Origin of the sequence: Pedobacter ghigonis (genome assembly GCF_903166585.1) — a bacterium.
Lineage (GTDB): Bacteria > Bacteroidota > Bacteroidia > Sphingobacteriales > Sphingobacteriaceae > Pedobacter > Pedobacter ghigonis.
The window spans coordinates 119,193-138,890 of record NZ_CAESCM010000006.1 but is presented as its reverse complement, the minus strand read 5'-3'; the positions used below and the strand labels follow the sequence as shown (position 1 = coordinate 138,890).

Below are 19,698 nucleotides of genomic sequence, written 5' to 3'. Positions count from 1 at the left end.
ATATGGCGTGCATCTCTTTAAAAAAATGAATAGATATCACGAATCTAAAAACCAAAAAAGCCATAAGGTTCTATATTTGTTTAAGTATAGCACAGTTATTTACAATAAAATATTGTTTTAATTATTTACAAATGATCCCTACCATAAAAGACATTATTGCAAGAATCAAGACCAATAAGCAAAAACTTGGAATTACACTTTTAACAGCAGCTTCGTTAGCAGAAATATCAGATTTTGAAACCATTATGGGTGTTAAGTTACCCGATGAATTTATTCAATTCTATAATTTTTCCAATGGTTTAGAATCAGAAGAAGATATGTTTAGAATTATCCCTTTAAACGAAATAATTGAAAACATACAACATCCAGATACCTCTACCGTAAATCCAAATGACTTTCATTTTGCGGAATACCTGATTTACAGCGATATGTGGACAATAAATATAAACTCTGAGGAAAGGAATAAATATGGCATTTATAATAAGGCTGAAAATGTAATCACTTTAACAGATTCTTTGCCGCACTTTTTAGATGTTTTTTTAACAGGAGGTGTTTTTGATGGTCTATACAAATGGAGAGAAAATTTAGAGCAATTGCCCGGTTGATGTGAGCTAAATCTCCATCATCCTCGTTTGTACTGAGGATGATGGAGCATAGCGATTTTATCGCTGGTTTGCCTTTAGTTCCGTTATTATTTAAGAGCCCCTTAAATGCCCGTCCGACCGGCCTGGGGCAAATCCGATAGCTATCGGATCAGGATGACGGTAAAAGGATTAGCATCGGTTTTTCGGCATTATAATTAGTCAACCAGACTTCGAACTAAAAAATATACCCATTAAATGGTATTGATGCGGTGTAGGGTGTTTGGGAAATTTGCTTGCAATAAACAAACAATTTAGGGCATGAAAATAAACAAACTCCTGCTAATGGCACCAGTGCTTGTGCTATTGGCAACGGCATCGGGTGTAATGGCGCAGGTTAAGAAACCGGCAGCCAAAGCAGCTGTTCCGGCTAAAACCAAATATGGGGCTTTAGCGATAGACCGGTCAAATGGTTTTTATTATGGCTTCTCTTTCGATCAGCCGAGCCGGCCGGAAGCTGAAAAAAGGGCTATAGATGAGTGTACCAAACGCGGTGGCGCTTGCAGCATTGTACTTACTTACTCGGGTACGGGTTGTGCAGCCTATCGCACCATTAATGGTAATGTAGGTACGGCATTTGGCTGGGGTATAGCTAAAACCAAAGAGGAAGCTGATGCAGTAGCCATTAAAGAATGCTTAAAAAGAAGCGGTGGCACTCAACCCAATAACTTTGTTTGGAGTTGTAATGCGGCACAAGCGGCTCCGTTAAAAGAAATATACAATGCTTCGCCCGAAATTACTGGTCCGGTAAAAATTGGTAACCAGGTGTGGACAAGCACCAACTTAAATGTGAGCACCTACAGAAACGGCGAACAGATTTATTATGCAGCCAACCAGAAAGAGTGGGAAAAGGTTAGCAGGGAAAAAATTCCGGCTTATTGTTACCTTAATTTCGATAGCAGTAACGAAAAGAAATACGGAAAGCTTTACAACTTTTATGCCGTTACCGATCGCCGCGGTTTAGCGCCAGCGGGCTGGCATGTGCCTAGCAGCAACGAATTTTTAACGCTTATTTCGGCCCTAGGTGGCGAAAAGGTAGCAGGCAAAAAAATGCGCGGTACTACCGGCTGGGACGTACAAGACTCATACAAATTTGCGCATGGCAATGGAGATAATTCATCAGGACTTAATTTACTTACCAATGGTAGCGCTGGCGGCGATGAATACGGTGGCGGCCAATCTTTCAAATATGGCGTATGGTTAAGTTACTGGTGGTCTTCTACCACCAAATCAAGCGGCGACAGCTTTGCCTATTACCTTGATTTTAACAAATACAGCGAACCACGTGTAACCGATTACAGTAAAACTACAGGTAGTGCGGTACGGCTGGTGAAAGATTAAATACCCGTATCGCAATAATGCTCAGATTTCGTAACCTAAAGGGTAGAAATCATCTAATCAACCGGAAATGTTCAAAGCTTTCCGGTTGATTTTGTTTTGGGGGATGACCAAAGTAATTCCTGGAGCACATTCACCATATATGGCATTGAAGGAAATATAAGTTGGGATCGTCATCGTTTGTAACGAGGAGGGGCGAGAACAGCGATTTTATCGCAGAGTTCTCCATATCGATTACATATTTAATGGAGAGACCCTGAAATAAATTCAGGGTGACGATTGAAAAAACCTCGGATTTTCAACGCCATGCATAAGCACCCAGTCTTCGGACCTCTGACTGCCGACTAAAGACTAACTTATTCCCTCAACTTCTCCTTAATCCCATCAGCTAACTTTTTCACTTTCATGTAACCAGATAAAGAATTATTTCTTTTATCGAAATTAATCACCAGCCAGCCTTTCTGTGCTTTCAGGTTGAATTTATCGCTGCCATTTAAATTAACAAACAAATCGATATGCTGATCTAACGGAAGTTCGTTATCCAGTGCACTATCGAGGTATTTCTCCAGCCTGGCTGTTTTACTTTCGGCGTACTTCGCTTCAAACTTAAAGTTAGTGTCGTTATCCGTAGTGCTGAGAGATAAGTGGCCACCGCTATTGCGGCATCCGAAGCTTAAAGCAGTAAATAAGATTGCGATGAGGTGTAGTTTGTATTTCATGATTGTATTTTTATTGGGTTAATTGGTTAATTGTTTGAACTGGTTAACTGTAGCGCGCGCGTTTTTCATCCCCCTGCCCCCGACAAGGTTCGGGATAATAGAATTCCTGACTATCGACTCGGGGCTACTGACTCCCGACTCCAAACTCTTTCATCCCCCTGCCCCCTTCAAAGGGGGACAAGATCTGGGATAATAGGATTTCTGACTCAAGACTCGTGACTACTGACTCCCAGCTCAAAACTCCAAGCTCCGAACTCAAAACGCCCTATCCTCCTGCCCTGCCTTTAATATCATCCGTAGCGGTATTTCTCGATCGGGCCGATTTTACATTCTGGTTTCCGAAATTATAGCTGATACTGAAATTAGCCCTACGACTAGTGTAACGGTTCACCACTTTCATGTTAATGTTTTGGTACACCAGCTTGCCTTCCCAATGGTTGGTGAGCAGGATGTCGTCCATATTTAAGCGCAGTTTCAGTTTTTTATCGAGCAATGTTTTTTGTATTCCAGCATTTAGCGCGCCCTGGTAAATGGTGGTTTGCTCTACTCCGCTTACCCTTGGCGAGTTAAGCCAGGCACTTATTTCGAGACTAAAATTCTGCGGCAATGTAAAAGAGTTAGAAGTATATAAATTTACCGCGGCTTTACCGGCGCTGTAAGCCGCGCCTTCAATATTACCATCATTAAACTTACCATAGTAAACACTTACATTGTTCTGTATGTTCCACCATTTGGCAACCCGAACCGGCACGTACAAATCGGCCGAATAGTTTTGCGAACGGCCCAGGTTCTGACGAATTACGCTGATTACCCGGGTTGCATCATCCTGCTTGCTGATTTGCGTAATCATATCGCGGGTATCGGAATAGCTTAAAGAGAACGAAATTTCCTTGTAGCTATAGCTAATCTGGTAACTGTTGGTAAACTGGGGTTTCAGGTATGGGTTTCCCTGATCAACCGCCAGTGGATCCATATAAAAAACAAAGGGGTTTAGCTGCTGGTAATTTGGTCGGTCTACCCTGCGCCCGTAAGAATACCTGATATTGTGGTTTTCGCTAATCTTTTGGTTCACAAATACCGTTGGGAACAAAGAGAGGTAATTGCGTTCTACCGATTTATTATCGGTAACCGAGGTACCGTTTGAGTGGGTATGCTCGGCACGTAAACCCAACTGAACCTGCCATACTTTCCACTCTTTAGAGAAACTACCGTAAACCGCATTAATATTTTCTTTGTACACAAAATTGTTCGATTTGCCCAGGTCGTTTTGCCATACTCCGCCAATCAGCTGCTCAGAAATAAAGTTGTTATTGGTAACTACATAACTGCTCTTTAAGCCTGTTTCTATCTTCACGGTTTTAGAAAGCGGTAAAGTAAAATCTGTTTTCGCAGCGTACACCTTTATATCGGCATCTGTATTGTTGCGTAAGCTGGTTTGGTTGGTGGGGTTGCCGCCTGAATTTAGATAATTGGCCAAAAAGTTCTCATCCTTCTTGTTGCTGAAGCCCGAAAAATCCATATCGAAGGTTAAGCTCTTTCCTTTTTTATCAAAATCGTGTTTGATGTTAAAGTTAGCCGTTAAGTTGCCCACCGGTGAGCTCGAACTGGCATCCTGTAAAATATAACTCTGGCTGGCAGAACCGTTTTGCACGGCACTAATATCGGTATTGCTAAAATTCGTCAGCTTTGTATTTACGGTATTTGCATCGAGCATTACACCAAATACAGTTTTTTCCGAAGCATAATAATCGGCCCCTATTTTCCCCTGAAAACCAACCCCCTTATTTTTACGGTCGAAATTTTGTGTTAAAGCACTTGCCAATCCGTTTGATAAGGTGGTACGGGTTAAAAAGGTGTTGTTAAACTGTGCTTTTCGCGCTACTGCACCATTACCAAAAATATTCCATTTGCCCTGCCTGTGGTTTAAATTCAGGTTTACACCGGCGCGGAACAAATCGCTGGGCGAATCGGGCATAATTCCCTGCCCGGTATTTAAAGAAACCGTCCCGTTAGTGCCGTAAGCCTTGTTTCTTTTAAGCTTAATATTAATGATACCCGCATTTCCGGCAGCATCGTATTTGGCCGAAGGATTGGTTATCAGCTCTATCGTGCCAATCTGGTCGCTGCTCATGTTGCTGAGCAAAGTGGTAATATCGGCTCCCGAAAGAAAATTACTTTTGCCATCAATCATCACCACTACACCGCTTTTGTTATTCAGTTTAATCTGGTCGCTGTTCCGGTCAATTTGTACACCCGGTGCTTTTTCTAAAACTTCAAGGGCTGTACTTCCTGTAGCGGTAAGGCTGTTTTCTACATTTAAAACTGTTTTATCGATCTGGTGCTCAATAAATGGCTTACGCCCCTGCACACTTACCTCTTTAAGTTGTTTGCTCACGCTTTCCATCCCAATGGCTGGCAATTGTAAATCTTCTTTAAGCAAAAAACGAGCTGTTCCTTTGGTTTTAAAGCCTACAATTGATATCGACAGCAGGTATTCGCCCTCCTTTAAGCCGGCAATTCTAAATTCGCCGTCAATATTGGTCGATACGCTTTTTACCAGGGTGGTATCCGGATATTTCAGCAACCGAACCACGGCAAACGATACCGGAACGGTCTTTTCATCAACAACTTTCCCCGAAACTGCATTTAATTTTTGGGCAAAAGAAGCCCCACATGCCAGCAGGCATGCAATTAGCGTAAATAATGTTTTCACGGTTTTTCTTGGTTTTAGGTGATCGTCATCTCGACTGGAGCGTAGCGTAATGGAGAGATCTTTTAAAATAGATTTCTCGACTGCGTTACACTCCGCTCGAAAGGACGATCTGTTTAGATTTCTCCGCCATAATCGGAACAATTCGCTTATTCTTCAGGCTCGATACCCAATTCCTTTTTCACTTCGCCAATCCGGTTCAATACAGAATCCTGATAAATGGTATCGGTAGTTCTATCTCTAAGCTGTAATTTTAAATCATGTAATTCTTCTTCCAGTTTTTGCTTTTTGATTGCTTCTTCTTTTAATTCGGCAATACACTTCAAACCATCTTCTGTCATTACCCAAACACTATTATCATTGTGGTCGTTTTCAGTTTCATTGCAGCTCCATGCCCAGTAATTGTTAATGTAGCGGTACGAATCTTCCTTTAAAATTAGTCTGGTACCCACCGGTACTTCGAGGGTTAACCTTACTTCGTGATTGCGCCAGGTAGTGCCTTTATTTAACCTGAAGCGCGGGTTAAATACCATAGCCGAATCTTTTAAGACATAAGTATAGCTTATATTTTGCGCATTCTGCAAAGCGTTTGAAAAGGTTTTACCCTGCGATTCGTATTTCTGTGTTAAACGTGTAATATTCGTTTCGCTCTTTTCGATATTAATGCGGATTTTATTGGGCGTAACAAAAGGACCATCTTCAAAATCATCCACTACAATCTGATTTTTTTGGTTCAGGTCGATGTGATAGGCAATACTATCTTCCTTGCTGAAATATTTACTCTTGTCGATATCAATTATATAAGTACCATAGCTTTTCAGATCAACAGTTTGTGTTAATTCTGCATGTTGCTTAAACTCTGATGATATTTTTGCCGCCTGATATCCGGTAATGGCCACTCCCACCAGCCAGATGATTAACAAGGCAAAAGAAAGTGTTTTATTAATGGCCTGTTTGTTAAATGCTACCCTGATCGAGAAAAGCACCAAAGCTAAAACCGGAATAAATAACACTACAAAGGCACCAAACAAAATTGCGCCACGGTTGCCGTCATTTATAATCGAGAATGGGAAATACTCGTAGATGCTCGAATCCCAGAAACCCTGAAAAGCAGCTGTAGTAACAATCAGCGTGAGTAGTAAAAATGCACCGAAAACCACGATAAAACCTGCGATAACTTTAAAAATTACTTTGCCGGTACCCGATATAAAACGGCCAAGCCATTCGAAAAACTCGCCGATAAAAATCCCAAAACGTGTAAATAAAGGTTGTGCATGTTTATTTACTTCGCTTAAACGCTCTTTAACCGCCTGTAGTTCTTCATCCAGGTTCTTTTGAAAACCCTGCAGGTTGGCAGGCTCACCCTTCATTTCCATTCTTTCGATACGCGATTTCGCCTTCGGCATAATAACCCATAGCAAGGCATAAACCAACAGTCCCGAGCCACCAACAAAGATAGTTAGAACTGCAGCCAGCCTGATCCATTTCGCATCGGCGTTAACGTAATGCGCAATACCTGCACATACCCCGGCAATAACCCGCTCATCCATGTCGCGGTATAATTTTTTCTCGGCATACTGATATTCGTAAGCACTTTGCGCAACAGGTTCTTCGTCGCCCTCAGCTGTGGTATCAAAATCCTGTACCCTGCCCATCTGCGCAATAACCGAATTTACATTGGCCGCGTCAACAACCTGCTTTTTCTGCTCTTCCAGTTGCTCAGTTAACAATTCGGCAATACGGTTTTCAATATCTGTTACAATTTCCAGATCGTCGGCATGGTTGGCAAAATATTGTTTTACCTCGTTCAGGTACGCCTTTAAGAGTTCGTAAGCACTTTCTTCAATATGAATAATCGTGTTCCCTATATTTATGATGATGGTCTTTTCCATTTCCTTGTTACTAATGATTATGAATTGGCACCTTGTTGCGAAACCCCTACCGCGTAGGCCAGTTCCTGCCAGGTTTGATCTAATTGTGCTAAAATGCCTTTGCCAACTTCGGTTAAGGTGTAATATTTACGGGGCGGGCCTGAGGTAGATTCTACCCAGTTGTAGCTTAACAAACCATTGTTTTTAAGCCTGGTTAACAATGGATATAATGTGCCCTCAACCACCAACAGCTTTGCCGACCTTAATTCAGCAATAATATCAGAGGCATAAATTTCGCCTCTCGAGATGATTGATAAAACACAGTATTCCAGAATTCCCTTCCGCATTTGTGTTTGCGTATTTTCTGCTATCATAATACAAAGATATATGTTTTATAAACTACCATGCAATACATAGTACTAAAATAAATTAAAATAAAACCACAAAACACTGATTATTAGCTAATTAATTTTTAATAATATTTTTGAGGTTAAAGAAAAAATATGTAAAAGCAGCAGATTTAGCTTATTTTTAGCAAAGCAAGTCCGGTAATTCTTCGGTTTCAGCAGTCCCCTTATTGCCTATAGTTCCGATTTTTTGAAGAAAAAAACCGCAAGCTATCTGGCGCTATCGGGTTTAGTTTGCAGGTGCATTTAGGCTTAGGTTACAGGTTCGACTAAACATTTAACAGGCTCACACTAAACTTCCGAAGTTAACTACGCACCTACCATACTAAACTTCGGAAGGCGATTTACTATATAAATACTATAGAATTAATATATTTTAATAATTTTGCAGCGTCTTAACTTATTTTCATGAAAAAGTCTATTGCCAGCATTGTTGCTGAAGCAAACCAAAGTGGCGAAGGTACGCTTAAAAGAACATTGGGGCCTATTAACCTCATTTTAATTGGTGTGGGCTTGACGCTGGGTGCTGGTTTATTTTCCATTACCGGTTTAGCGGCCGCCAACCACTCAGGTCCCGCGGTTACCTTATCGTTCGTAATTGCAGCATTAGGTTGTGGTTTTGCGGCATTGTGTTATGCCGAATTCGCCTCTATGATTCCCGTTGCCGGAAGCGCATACACCTATTCTTATGCCACCATGGGCGAACTTTTTGCCTGGATAATTGGCTGGGACCTGGTGCTCGAATACTCAGTTGGCTGTGCTACTGTTGCCATTAGCTGGTCGCAGTATTTAACCAAATTCTTAGCCAGCTTACATATTTACCTTCCCGCACAACTCACCCTGTCGCCATTCGAAACAGCTAAACTGGCCGATGGCGCTACCGTACACGGCATTATCAACATTCCTGCGGCGCTGGTAGTGGTACTTATGACTGCTATTCTGATCCGTGGTACAAAAGGTTCGGCGATTGTAAATGGCATTATTGTATTTTTAAAAGTGGGCGTGGTACTGGTTTTCATCGCCTTAGGCTGGCAATATATCGATCCGGCCAATTATCATCCTTACATTCCTCAAAATACCGGCACTTTTGGCCAGTTTGGCTGGAGTGGTATTTTACGTGGTGCCGGACTTGTATTTTTTGTGTTTATCGGCTTCGATGCTGTAGCAGCTTCGGCCCAGGAAACCAAAAACCCAGCCCGCGATTTACCTATCGGCATTATTGGTTCGCTGGTGGTTTGTACCGTTCTATTTGGTTTGTTCGGCCATGTAATGACAGGCTTGGCCAATTATAAAGAATTTGCCAACAGTGGTGCACCTGTAGCCATTGCTATCGAAAAAACACCTTATGCCTGGTTGAGCCAAGCCATTATTCTGGCCATTTTAATTGGTTATACCTCTGTAATCCTGATCGATTTAATGGCGCAATCGCGCATGTTTTATTCTATCAGTAAAGATGGACTGCTCCCTAAAATGTTTTCGGATGTGCATACTAAATTTAAAACACCTTATAAATCCAACATCATACTGTGTGTATTTATCGGGCTGTTTGCAGCATTTGTCCCCATGAATGTGGTCGGCGAAATGACCAGTATTGGCACTTTGCTGGCTTTCCTGATGGTGTGTGTAGGCATATTGATCCTGAGAAAAACCAATCCTGAAGCTAAACGCCCATTCAAAGTACCATTGGTTCCGTTAATTCCAATTTTAGGCATATTAACCTGTATTGCCATGATGGTATTTTTACCATGGGAAACCTGGCTAAGGCTGGCAGTTTGGTTAATTATTGGTTTGGCTATTTATTTCTGGTATGGTAAAAAGAACAGTAAACTAAGGGTGGTAAATGATGATGTTTCATCATCACTATAGCACCAGGATTTGTACGCCTAATAAATTCATTATCATATACATGCCACGGTTAAGCTGTTCGGTTTTCAGTACAGCTTAACCGCAATATTTTAGTACCATTTCTAATGTGGCTACGCAAACTGTAAATCACTGAACATAAACTGCGTAAGTTATTCACATTTCCACATTTTTTAGCCTTTTTGGCTTGGGTTTTGTCTTAGGTTATTTAACCTATAAAACTCAATCCCATGCTCATTAAAATACACACCCCCATTTTCAGGTTTTCCAGGCATAAAACCGAAACCATAAAAAAAACTCCTGTACAGCTTACCAGGGCACAATGGATTGCCGCCGATAGAATTGTAATTGCTGTAATGTTTATTGCTACCATTTTAGGTGCAATTTTATTCTAAATTTCAGATGGAAAATCAAAAATCTTCTGAAATCATTTCTTTATTCAGCACTACTGCAGCCATAGTGCCTGTAGCTGTTATTACCGATAACGACCTGAACATAGTTGTGCAATCTCCTGCTGCATAAACTCCTTTAGCAGTAGTTTGTTGCTGCTCATTAACCTTTATCGTATTCAATTCTGTCAGTTCGAAATTTAACTGCACATCAAAATCTACATGCTGTTTTACATCTGCCCTTGCATACACCGCTTTTAGCGCCAATTGCCCTATATTTGCAAATACTACATGCTCCAACTCACCGTTTGCATGAACAAATTCAACAATTTCATCTTCAATAATCTGGATTGACTTCGATTTTAGCTTTTCAGTTTGCTCGGCCGTTAACTCCGATTTACCATTGGTGAGCAGGCTCAAATTCTTATTCCATAAATAGAGGTTTTTAACCATATCATAGGCTTGTTCGCCATTCATCATTAATCCAATCTTTTCTCCCTTCACTTCGTAACCATGACAATAAGGGCAATGAATTACCGAAATCGCCCAGCATTCTGCTAAACCTTTAATATCTGGCAGTACATCTTTTAAACCCGTTGCAATAATCAGTTTTCTGGCCGAAAAACTTTCGCCACTCTCCAGTCCAACAGTAAAACCACCAGTTATTTCGCTGGCAGATAAGACTTTACCCGCTAAAAATTTTACCGTAGGATACTTCAATACCTCAGCTTTGGCCTGAGCCGCAATTTCGGCTGGTTTATCGCCATCATGTGTTAAAAAATTATACGAATGCGGGGTTTGCCGGTTACAGGGCTCGCCACTATCAACGATTAATACCGTTCTTGTTGCCCTGGCTAAAGTAAGCGCCGCCGACAAACCTGCGTAGCTGCCTCCAATTATAATTACATCAAAATCCATATCTATTTCTTTTGGAACAAAAATCAGTAAAGACTTCATTAAACGCAATAAAGATGCATTAAATAAGTGTCATTTTTTATAAATAGTTCCTTTGATAAAATCGCCATAGTAAAAACGTTCTTCCACCACTTCATAATTTTTAGCTGCAAAGAAAGGGTGCATATCAATCAAATTCCTGGCTTCTACAATACCCAGAAGCTTAAAAAAACTGTACATCGATTTCAACAAAAACCTTTTCCACCATTGGCCATTGGTTTTGTTCAGCGAAAAATCGACTAAAAACCATGATCCGTTTTTCTTTAGAAATCCATCCAGCAATTCAAACACTTTCACTGCTCTTTTTTTCGAAAAATTATCGAACAGAAATGGTGTTAGTATCACATCAAACTGTATTTCGGTTGTAAATGTTTCTATGCCCTGGTTCAAAAAGACTACTTCGTTACCGCCATAATTCCTGGCTTTCGAAAGTTCTATCATTTTAGCTGAAATTTCAACATAAACAATTTTTAGCCCAGCAGGCTGCACTTTTGCCAGTCCTTCTAAAACCCACCCTGTTCCGCCACCTACAATCAGTACATTGCTATCTTTTTGGATATAATGCAATTGATTAACCTGTGCATTCACCTGCGATTTAAAAAACACCAAACGGCTTAAGGTATCGTAATGTCTGGCAATTTTATCGTAGTTGTTATTCATCTTGGTTAATTGTTTAAATTGTACAAATCGGATAATTGTCAGGTAATACAATTAACCCGCTAACCGATTCTAACAGTTAAGCACCTAGCTTACAAATTGCATTCCTACTATTCCGCAAATGGCTTTAAACAAAATCAGTCCATCAATTACCATTAAATAATAAAGTATATTTTTTCGGCGGTGCATAGAATAGGCCACATAAATGGTGAATATAAACGGCAACACATTACAGAAAACCAATGGCCAGGCAAAACCTTTATAACTGGCAAATATACCCAGAGAGATTAAACCGATAATTAACAGGGGGATCAGGATATTGAAAATGGTTCTTCTTAGTCCATAGCGTACCACAAATGTCCTTAAATGCCGGTTGGCATCGGTTGGGTAATCTTTAATATCGAAAATGATTGCATTTACCGTGCAGAACATCCAGTTTTTAATAAATAGCCAGGTCCATAATATGGAATCGTGATAACCAATACCAGTTTCGATTTTGAGCATGATGAGTGGCAGTACATTGGCACAGCATGCCCATACAAAGCCAATAACAAAAGCCTTTAACCAGCCGGTATTACGCAGGTTAAATTTTAAAAACGACCGTGGCAACAAGCCATAATACAATCCTCCGGCAGTTACAATAATTACTATCGCAATCCAGTAGCTTAGTGGCAAGGCCAAAAAGTGATTTAAATTCTGATAAATGAGGTTTATGGCCAGCAGCATACAGCTGATAAAAAGAATAGCCTGGCTGTAATTAATAAACCGTTTATGCTTAAAATACCATTGATTACGCGGATTAGTTGTAGATGGTTTTGTAGATACCTTGTTATAGGCGTAGGTGTAATAAATAGTAGGTGCCAGGAAAAGCAGGAGATAATAATTTAACGAATTAAAAGGCACCCTTAACTGAAAGGTAGCTTCGATGGTTAGGGCAACAGCCAGAATACCAACAAAGTAGTTTCCGAAAAATATGAACCTGATTATTTTACCGAGCATTGAAGCTGTTTTTATCTGGCCAATTTCGGATATATAATTGAATAAGGTAAATAATTGGGGTAAAATGTAGGAATTAAAACTTAACCATATAAGGCATAATAAGATCATATCAGCTTAAATGTTCCTGATATGACTTATATGGTTAAAATAAACGACGCAGTTGCAAACCTAAAATTTAACCATAAAAAAAGCCTTCCAGTTGTACTGAAAGGCTTTGGTGGGAAATGAGGGGTTCGAACCCCCGACCCCCTCGGTGTAAACGAGGTGCTCTGAACCAGCTGAGCTAATTTCCCTGGTGAGTATTGCAATTAAAAAACTTTTCAACTCCTTGAAAAGCCTAGTGGGAAATGAGGGGTTCGAACCCCCGACCCCCTCGGTGTAAACGAGGTGCTCTGAACCAGCTGAGCTAATTTCCCTTTTGTTATTTTGTCAATTTAATGCCCCACTCTCCGTTTGGGAATGCAAATATAGCGCTATAAAACTGTTCTGCAAATCTTTTTTTCTTTTTTTTCAGCTTAGCAAAGTTTCGAGGATTTTATGCGATTGAACCGTACCAAACGACGCAGTATGTAAGGTATAGAAAACCAATATCTTATCTAACAAAAACCTGCGTTGGCTATTGGCTAATTTTATTTCAGAATTTTTTTCCAGTGGGGTATTAAAAAGCGAAATAAACTGTAAAGCATCGTCTAGTTGCAGGTAATTGGCATGAATGGGTACACGCGAAAAGAACTCTCCCTCCTGCAAATCGAAGTAAATCTGGTCAGCTCTTCTTTTTTCGTTGGGTGCAAAACCTAAAAAACGGGTCAGCTTTAACAAAAACGATAGGTGAAAATTCGAACTAATTTCTTCTACCTCATCAAACCAGGCCACCGAATTGAAAATATAATCAAACAAGTCTTCGTCCGCCGATTGCTGCCTGATACTTTTATACAATACTTCATTTAGGAAAATAACGATACTGGTTTTCACCATATCGTAAGGAATACTCTTAAAAACCGGTGTCTGCCGCACTTCCGATACCCGCTGCATATTGGTATTGGCTTTGTGATACACCACCATATCGAGCAAATGGAGCGACTGTAGCATGTTCATCTTGATCTTCGCCTTTGGCTTTTTAACACCATTAATCAGGTAAGACTGCATGCCAAATTTATCGGTAAGTACCTGCACAATTACACTGCTTTCGCTGTAATTGGTGGTCTTTAAAACAATCCCTCTAACTTTATGCAACATGCGTTTAAAACATTTTTTTCAAAAGTATGTTATTTGTGCAAATTTAATTGTGCAAAAAGTAATCACGTTTTACAAATAAGATTAGTTTTGCCGTTAATATTATCATTAAAAAAAGCTGCACATGTGGGTTAAGCTATCGAGATTTATTCTTCAGAACCGTATCGCAATCATCGTATTTTTTGTTCTCGGAACCATTTTCATGGCCTATCAGGCCAAAAACGTAAAACTCTCTTACACAGGAAGTAAAATATTACCCGTAACCGACAGTGCATTTATTAAATACAATGCCTTCAAAAAAACATTTGGCGAGGATGGCAGTGTAATGGTTGTAGGTATACAATCGCCCGATATTTTTAAAAAAGAAGTTTACAACCAATGGGTAGAACTCTCTACCAGCATTCAGAAATTAAAAGGGATCAAGCAGGTATTATCATCAGGCAGGATTTTCCAGCTGGAGAAAGATACCGTAAACCAAAAATTTGTTTTAAAGCCCATTCCGGGTAGTTTGGTTAAAACTGATGCGGAGATGGATTCGATCAAAAACACCCTCTACAACAATCCTTTTTTCGAAGGTCTGGTTTACAACCGTCAGAATGCCACTTTAATGGCCATTACTTTCGATACAAAAATATTAAATACCGCAGCGCGAAACCCGATTTTAAAAGAAATTGAGGCCAAAGCAAAAGCTTTCCAAAGCAAAACCAAAATACAGGTGCATATTTCGGGACTACCCTACATTCGTACTGCGGTTAGTAAACTGGTAAGCAACGAATTTGTGCTGTTTTTAGGATTATCGATTTTAGTTTCAGCCCTAATCTTACTGTTTTTCTTTAAGAAATTTTATGCTGTTTTCTTCCCGATTTTAGTCGTAGTAATGGGGGTAATCTGGAGCATTGGTACACTCGTGTTATTCGGTTTTGAACTGACTATTTTAACAGGCCTTATACCACCACTTATTGTAATTATCGGTATTCCAAACAGTATTTATTGTTAAACAAGTACCAGAACGAGCTGAGAAAACACGGCGACAAACAATTGGCATTAAGTATAACCATCGAGCGTATCGCCATTACTACTTTAATTGCCAACATTACCGCAGCCATTGGTTTTGGTGTATTATACTTTACCGGAAGTGAGTTATTGATGCAATTTGGCAGTGTAGCCTCAATCAATGTAATGGTTACCTGGTTAATGTGCTTGTGCTTAATCCCGATTATTTTCAGTTACCTGCCAGCACCGAAACTGAAAGCACAAACCCATGTTGAAGAAGGATTCTTGCATAAATTACTGGTAAAAACAGATGTGCTGGTGCAGCAAAAAAGCAGCTTAATTTACATTGGAACAATCGTTATTTCGATTATTGCTTTTATAGGGGTAATGAAAATCAACGTTAACGGTTACGTGGTCGACGATTTACCCAAAAACTCAGAGATTTTAACCGATTTAAAGTTCTTTGAGAAAAACTTTGAAGGGATTTTACCTTTAGAAGTTAGCATAGACACCAAGAAGAAGAACGGCGTTTTCAACTTAACCAATCTAAAAAGAATAGAAAAACTGGAAAAAATGATTTCTGCCTATCCGGAGTTTTCGCGTTCTATTTCGGTAAACATGGGCTTGAAATATGCTACTCAGGCATTTTACAATAACGATTCTACTTTTTTCCGACTGCCTGATAACCTAGAAAAGAATTTCATTCTGGCCTACATCGCCAATGGTGGTAAAGGCAATGCGAGCTTGTTAACCAATTTCATTAGCAAGGGCAACCAAAGTACCAGAATCAGCTTTCAGATGGCCGACGTAGGTTCTAAACGTTTAGATGGGATTATGGCCGAACTGAAACCACGGATAGACAGCATTTTACCGCCAGCCAAATTTGATGTAGAACTTACAGGTTCAAGCATCATCTTTTCTAAAGGTACCGATTACATGTTAAAACACCTGGTTGAAAGTATTGCCCTGGCCATAGTGCTAATCTCGCTGTTGAGGCTGGCTCAATTTAAAAGTCTGGGCATTATGTTTATTTCTTTGCTGCCTAACATTGTACCTTTAATTATTACGGCAGGTATTATGGGATATTTTGGTATTTCGCTAAAACCCTCTACTATCTTAATTTTCACCATTGCCTTTGGTCTGGCTTCCGATCAAACCATTTATTTCCTTACCCGGTATCAGCAAGAGCTTAACCTTACCAATTTCAGTGTACCTAAAGTAATTACCGATACAATTACCGAAACAGGTGTAAGTATGACGCATATTGCCTTAATCTTATTCTTTGGTTTCGGCATTTTCACGGCTTCTACTTTCGGCGGAACGGTAGTATTAGGCCTGCTCCTATCGATCACTTTATTGGTGGCCTTGATATTTAACCTCACCTTATTACCCGCATTGGTATTGTGGTTAGATAAAAAGAAAGTTAGAAAGCTTGTTTCTGATGAGGAAAGCGCAAAGAATGCGAGCGAATTTGATCATTAATTAATATAGCGTTGGGTTTAAACCCAACGCTATATGCTATATTTACAAAATCACCAGACCAACATTCCAGCCAATCCAACCGGTATAGCGTTGATTGTTAAAAGAAAAATCCTGATGTTTTTGTTGCAGTAAACCAAAATTACCAATTGCAATATTTTGTTTGGTGTAATACGCATTTACCGATGGACCACCTTGCATGGCCAGCCATTTATTTAAACGGATATTTAATGGCAATTCGAATTTACTAAGCAAGTTTAAGTAATCCCAGCTACCCTGGTAAACATATTGGCTACTGATTTCGGGGTTTAAGGAAAGCTTACTGAAAAGTCGCATTTCTTTTCCAAAGCCCAAACCTGCAGTATATGTTTTCGCTCCTGCTTCACTATTCATTCCGAACATTAACATGTTATACAAGCGTTTGCTACCACCTTTATAAGCCACATTGTAAGTGGTACTTTCATTAGTCCCCAGACTAAATTTGTGATAGCCGTTTAAGGCAACATTAATTAAACCAATGGAATAACCGTCGTTCTGTGCTGAAATATTTATAATTCCCAGTTGAGCACCTTTTAATTTACCTGCATAATTAATCACTCCCGTTTGCAATCCCCGGGCCGTATTTGAAGTGTAATTACCCAATACAGCAACATTAACTCCTTCTGATTGCCGGTTTAAATTGGCAATACCAGCAATTTGCATTCCCATTGATTTATTCCTGACTACATTCGCCGCTACTCCAATTTGGAGTCCATCTTGTTTTTCGGCGACAAGGTTTAACGCCCCTACCTGAAAACCACTTAATTTTTTACCGATAGTATTTAAGCCTAATGACACCTGCATGCCGCTAAAATCATAACCAATATGATTGTAAATGCCGCCAACCTGAAAACCTTCAAAATTTTTACCTACATAATTATAGCCCAGGGCAATTTGCGCGGCATTTACTCCGCCAATTACCTGATTAAAAAAACCAGCTATTTGTGTACCCCGAACATCGCCCCCGACCAGGTTAAAAGCACCAGCAAACTGAAAATATTGCACATTGCTTTTATCAATATTGAAAATTAAACCAATTTCTCCGCCATCAACACCTGCACTGTAGGCACCAATGGCGTTTAAAGAAAACTTGTTTACTACCTGTCCACTTAACGAGCCGTGAGAGTTTAAACCCGGAAGTAAGGCAAACTGAAATGGTGCTTTAGAAATAAAACCGCCAATATTAATCGACTGAATTTTTTGTCCGGTAGTAACCAGGGCATTACCCAGCCATGTTTTTTCTACCTCATCCAGATTACCACTGATAAAACGCTCACTAGCCTGATCTTTCTTATGAGTTACGTTTACCTCTGCCAAAAAATGGGTAACAGTCGATTTATAATTTTCTTTACTAACGGTTAAAGATATGGGCTGAGTAATGTTTTTTAAACGCATTGAAAAATACCCGCTACCATCCGAAATTTCGGAAACCAGCAGGTTCTTTTCATAAATACTGGCATCGGCTATCGGTTTGCGCAATTGCTTATCTACAATCTGTCCGGTAATGGTATATAAATCGGCGTTGCCTACCGATTCGTTAACCAGTAAAACCAACTCCAAAGGAGCATACCTGATGATGATAAAATTACCGGCCTGCCTATATTCGAAACGGTGGTTTAAGATTTTATCGAGTGCTTCGGAGATATTTAGGCTATTATCATGAATGCTAACCAAACTATCTGTTGGCAAGATACTACTGTTGTAAGAAAAGCGGAATGCTCCCTGCTCTTCAATCATTTTCAACACCTTACCCAGTTTTTGCTTTTCAATATTGAGTGATATATTTCTGGCCAAAAGCGATTGTGCCTGGCTCGAAAAACTGAAAAAAAGCAACAAAAAACAAATCAGCTTCATTATCCGCATTGCTTATTTCAGTTTAATGATTCCCTTACCATATTCGACCTTAATTTTTAAAGTTTGGGCCACTATTTCTAAAATTTCGTTTAACTGCTCGTTTTTAAAGGTGGTACTAATCGGCAATGTTTGGATGGCCGGATTAACAATTACGATATTGGCTTTAAACTTTTCGTTAAGCACCAGCACCAGTTCGTTTAAAGGCGTTCTATCGCAAATCAACTCGCCTGTGTAATAGTAATTATAGAGTTTACCCTGGTTTTCGTCTTTAAATAATTTAGTTTGATTTTGGGTAACTTCTACCTTCTCGCCCGCAGTTAAGCGAACACTATCCCCTTGGTTATTTACTTTTACAATACCACTTTCTACAATTACCACCGTTCCGTTACTACTGCTTTTTATGTTAAAGGCTGTACCCACAACTGTTACCCTAACCTGGTTAACATCAATAATAAAAGGCTTTGCCTTATTGGCACTCACTTTAAAAAAGGCTTCTCCTTTAAGTTTTACCTGCCGGGTTTTATTGAAAAAACCACCCACAAACGATAAAGATGATTGCTTGTTCAGGATTACAGTTGAACCATCGGGCAACACCTGGGTTAAAATTGTAGCACTGCTTGCTACATCAATTTTATTCGCCACCAGATTTTTATACCCAAACAGGCCTGCAGCAAAAATAACAGCGATAGCAGCTACCCAAGGCAAAATAGTCTTATAGCCCCACATTTTAGTTTTGGCTTCCTTTTCTAAGCGAAGGTTTAACCGCGCTAAAGCATCCTGCGCGTCAATGCTTGAATCAATCTGCAACTTGCTTTTCTCCAGGATCGTCCTGAAATCGCTTAATTGTTTTAGGTTTTCGGGAGCAGATTTGGCCCATCGTTCTACCTGCTCGCTTTCGGACACAGTTGCCTCACCAAGCAGGTATTTTGCCAGCAAATCTTCATTTATAGGTGTAGAATTTATATCCATAAGCTTATTTTAAAAGAATAAAAATGAGGACCAGGAAATCGATTACGCGATGGCGTAAAATCTTTAAGGCCTTGCCCATTTGGTTTTCTACAGTTTTAACCGAAATATTAAGTGCAACAGCTATTTCCTGATATTTCATTTGATCGAACCTGCTCAACTGAAATACATTGCGGCATTTTTCGGGCAGATCGTTAATTGCCGAATTGATGTTTTTCTCCAGTTCGGTTACTGTAATTTCAGTATTTAAGTTTCCCATCTCGTTTTTTACACTATTGGCATAATGTACATTGAAATTCGATCTAACTTGCTGATGTTTGAGATAATTTAAACTCTCGTTATGTACAGCCCGATACAGAAACGATTTTAAAAAGCCATCTGCTTTAAGCTGCTCCCGGCGCGTCCAGATCCGTACGAACACATTCTGCACAATCTCTTCGGCATCATCGCGTTCTTTAACTATTGTAAAAGCATAAGCATGCAGATTTTTGAAATGTATTAAAAACACTTCGTCGAAAGCCTGCTTATTGCCGCTTTTAATTAATCCGAGAAGGTGAGTATCGTTACTTTCCATAAAGTTAAACCT

Annotated in this window: 17 protein-coding genes and 2 tRNA genes; 6 read left to right on the top strand and 13 right to left on the bottom strand. The window is 39.8% G+C overall.

Translation table 11 applies throughout. From position 1 onward, the window contains the following. The first annotated feature begins 131 nt into the window (after positions 1 to 131). Both HWV58_RS10870 and HWV58_RS10865 read left to right on the top strand, forming a co-directional pair. Positions 132 to 605 carry an SMI1/KNR4 family protein gene (locus HWV58_RS10870; protein WP_175634130.1) on the top strand — a complete coding sequence of 158 codons (474 nt, stop codon included), beginning with the start codon at positions 132 to 134 and terminating at the stop codon, positions 603 to 605. A 297-nt stretch (positions 606 to 902) separates the two neighbouring features. Beyond that, positions 903 to 1,982 carry an FISUMP domain-containing protein gene (locus HWV58_RS10865; protein WP_175634129.1) on the top strand — a complete coding sequence of 360 codons (1,080 nt, stop codon included), beginning with the start codon at positions 903 to 905 and terminating at the stop codon, positions 1,980 to 1,982. 353 nt (positions 1,983 to 2,335) lie between these two features. Here the strand turns inward: HWV58_RS10865 and HWV58_RS10860 are convergent, their stop codons facing one another. The 4 genes from HWV58_RS10860 to HWV58_RS10845 all read right to left on the bottom strand — a co-directional run bounded on the left by HWV58_RS10860 (position 2,336) and on the right by HWV58_RS10845 (position 7,653). Beyond that, positions 2,336 to 2,698, bottom strand: a complete 363-nt coding sequence (locus HWV58_RS10860; protein WP_175634128.1) for a hypothetical protein — start codon at positions 2,696 to 2,698, stop codon at positions 2,336 to 2,338. A gap of 265 nt (positions 2,699 to 2,963) precedes the next feature. Continuing rightward, positions 2,964 to 5,411, bottom strand: a complete 2,448-nt coding sequence (locus HWV58_RS10855) for a TonB-dependent receptor domain-containing protein (protein WP_175634127.1) — start codon at positions 5,409 to 5,411, stop codon at positions 2,964 to 2,966. Positions 5,412 to 5,557: 146 nt separating this feature from the next. Then, complete coding sequence (locus tag HWV58_RS10850) at positions 5,558 to 7,300, bottom strand: PspC domain-containing protein (protein WP_175634126.1); 1,743 nt, start codon at positions 7,298 to 7,300, stop codon at positions 5,558 to 5,560. Positions 7,301 to 7,317: 17 nt separating this feature from the next. Then, positions 7,318 to 7,653: a PadR family transcriptional regulator gene (locus HWV58_RS10845; protein ID WP_175634125.1), complete on the bottom strand. Its 336-nt coding sequence runs from the start codon at positions 7,651 to 7,653 to the stop codon at positions 7,318 to 7,320. A 441-nt stretch (positions 7,654 to 8,094) separates the two neighbouring features. On the opposite strand from HWV58_RS10845, the gene HWV58_RS10840 reads away from it, so the two are divergent. Then, positions 8,095 to 9,552 (top strand): amino acid permease, encoded by a 1,458-nt coding sequence (locus HWV58_RS10840; protein ID WP_175634124.1) that lies wholly within the window; start codon positions 8,095 to 8,097, stop codon positions 9,550 to 9,552. A 227-nt stretch (positions 9,553 to 9,779) separates the two neighbouring features. Further along, positions 9,780 to 9,944, top strand: a complete 165-nt coding sequence (locus tag HWV58_RS10835; protein WP_175634123.1) for a hypothetical protein — start codon at positions 9,780 to 9,782, stop codon at positions 9,942 to 9,944. Positions 9,945 to 9,959: 15 nt separating this feature from the next. Here HWV58_RS10835 and HWV58_RS10830 read toward each other — a convergent pair whose 3' ends face one another. The 6 genes from HWV58_RS10830 to recO form a co-directional block, all read right to left on the bottom strand. Beyond that, entirely contained in the window at positions 9,960 to 10,895 is a 936-nt protein-coding gene (locus tag HWV58_RS10830) for an NAD(P)/FAD-dependent oxidoreductase (protein WP_235972707.1), read from the bottom strand. Between the two features lie 30 nt (positions 10,896 to 10,925). After that, positions 10,926 to 11,552, bottom strand: coding sequence for a class I SAM-dependent methyltransferase (locus HWV58_RS10825; RefSeq protein WP_175634122.1), 627 nt, complete (start codon positions 11,550 to 11,552; stop codon positions 10,926 to 10,928). 84 nt (positions 11,553 to 11,636) lie between these two features. Continuing rightward, positions 11,637 to 12,548 (bottom strand): UbiA prenyltransferase family protein, encoded by a 912-nt coding sequence (locus HWV58_RS10820; protein ID WP_175634121.1) that lies wholly within the window; start codon positions 12,546 to 12,548, stop codon positions 11,637 to 11,639. 215 nt (positions 12,549 to 12,763) lie between these two features. Continuing rightward, a tRNA-Val gene (locus HWV58_RS10815) sits at positions 12,764 to 12,841 on the bottom strand. Positions 12,842 to 12,889: 48 nt separating this feature from the next. Next, positions 12,890 to 12,964 (bottom strand) — tRNA-Val (locus HWV58_RS10810). A 94-nt stretch (positions 12,965 to 13,058) separates the two neighbouring features. Continuing rightward, a complete protein-coding gene (gene recO / locus HWV58_RS10805; protein ID WP_175634120.1) occupies positions 13,059 to 13,784 on the bottom strand; it encodes a DNA repair protein RecO in 726 nt (241 codons plus the stop codon). Positions 13,785 to 13,905: 121 nt separating this feature from the next. Here recO and HWV58_RS24490 point away from each other — a divergent pair, with 121 nt between their 5' ends. Then, a complete protein-coding gene (locus HWV58_RS24490; protein ID WP_262890326.1) occupies positions 13,906 to 14,778 on the top strand; it encodes an MMPL family transporter in 873 nt (290 codons plus the stop codon). Then, the gene (locus HWV58_RS24485) at positions 14,772 to 16,256 is read left to right on the top strand and encodes an efflux RND transporter permease subunit (protein ID WP_262890325.1); all 1,485 of its coding nucleotides are present in this window, start codon (positions 14,772 to 14,774) and stop codon (positions 16,254 to 16,256) included. The genes HWV58_RS24490 and HWV58_RS24485 overlap by 7 nt, the downstream gene beginning before the upstream one ends. Positions 16,257 to 16,298: 42 nt before the next feature. Here the strand turns inward: HWV58_RS24485 and HWV58_RS10795 are convergent, their stop codons facing one another. From HWV58_RS10795 to HWV58_RS10785, 3 genes are read right to left on the bottom strand one after another with little or no spacing between them, the layout of a single operon-like run. Further along, entirely contained in the window at positions 16,299 to 18,146 is a 1,848-nt protein-coding gene (locus HWV58_RS10795) for an STN and carboxypeptidase regulatory-like domain-containing protein (RefSeq protein WP_175634119.1), read from the bottom strand. A gap of 12 nt (positions 18,147 to 18,158) precedes the next feature. Next, positions 18,159 to 19,115, bottom strand: coding sequence for a FecR family protein (locus HWV58_RS10790; RefSeq protein WP_175634118.1), 957 nt, complete (start codon positions 19,113 to 19,115; stop codon positions 18,159 to 18,161). 4 nt (positions 19,116 to 19,119) lie between these two features. Further along, positions 19,120 to 19,686 (bottom strand): RNA polymerase sigma-70 factor, encoded by a 567-nt coding sequence (locus HWV58_RS10785; RefSeq protein ID WP_175634117.1) that lies wholly within the window; start codon positions 19,684 to 19,686, stop codon positions 19,120 to 19,122. Positions 19,687 to 19,698: the final 12 nt, after the last annotated feature.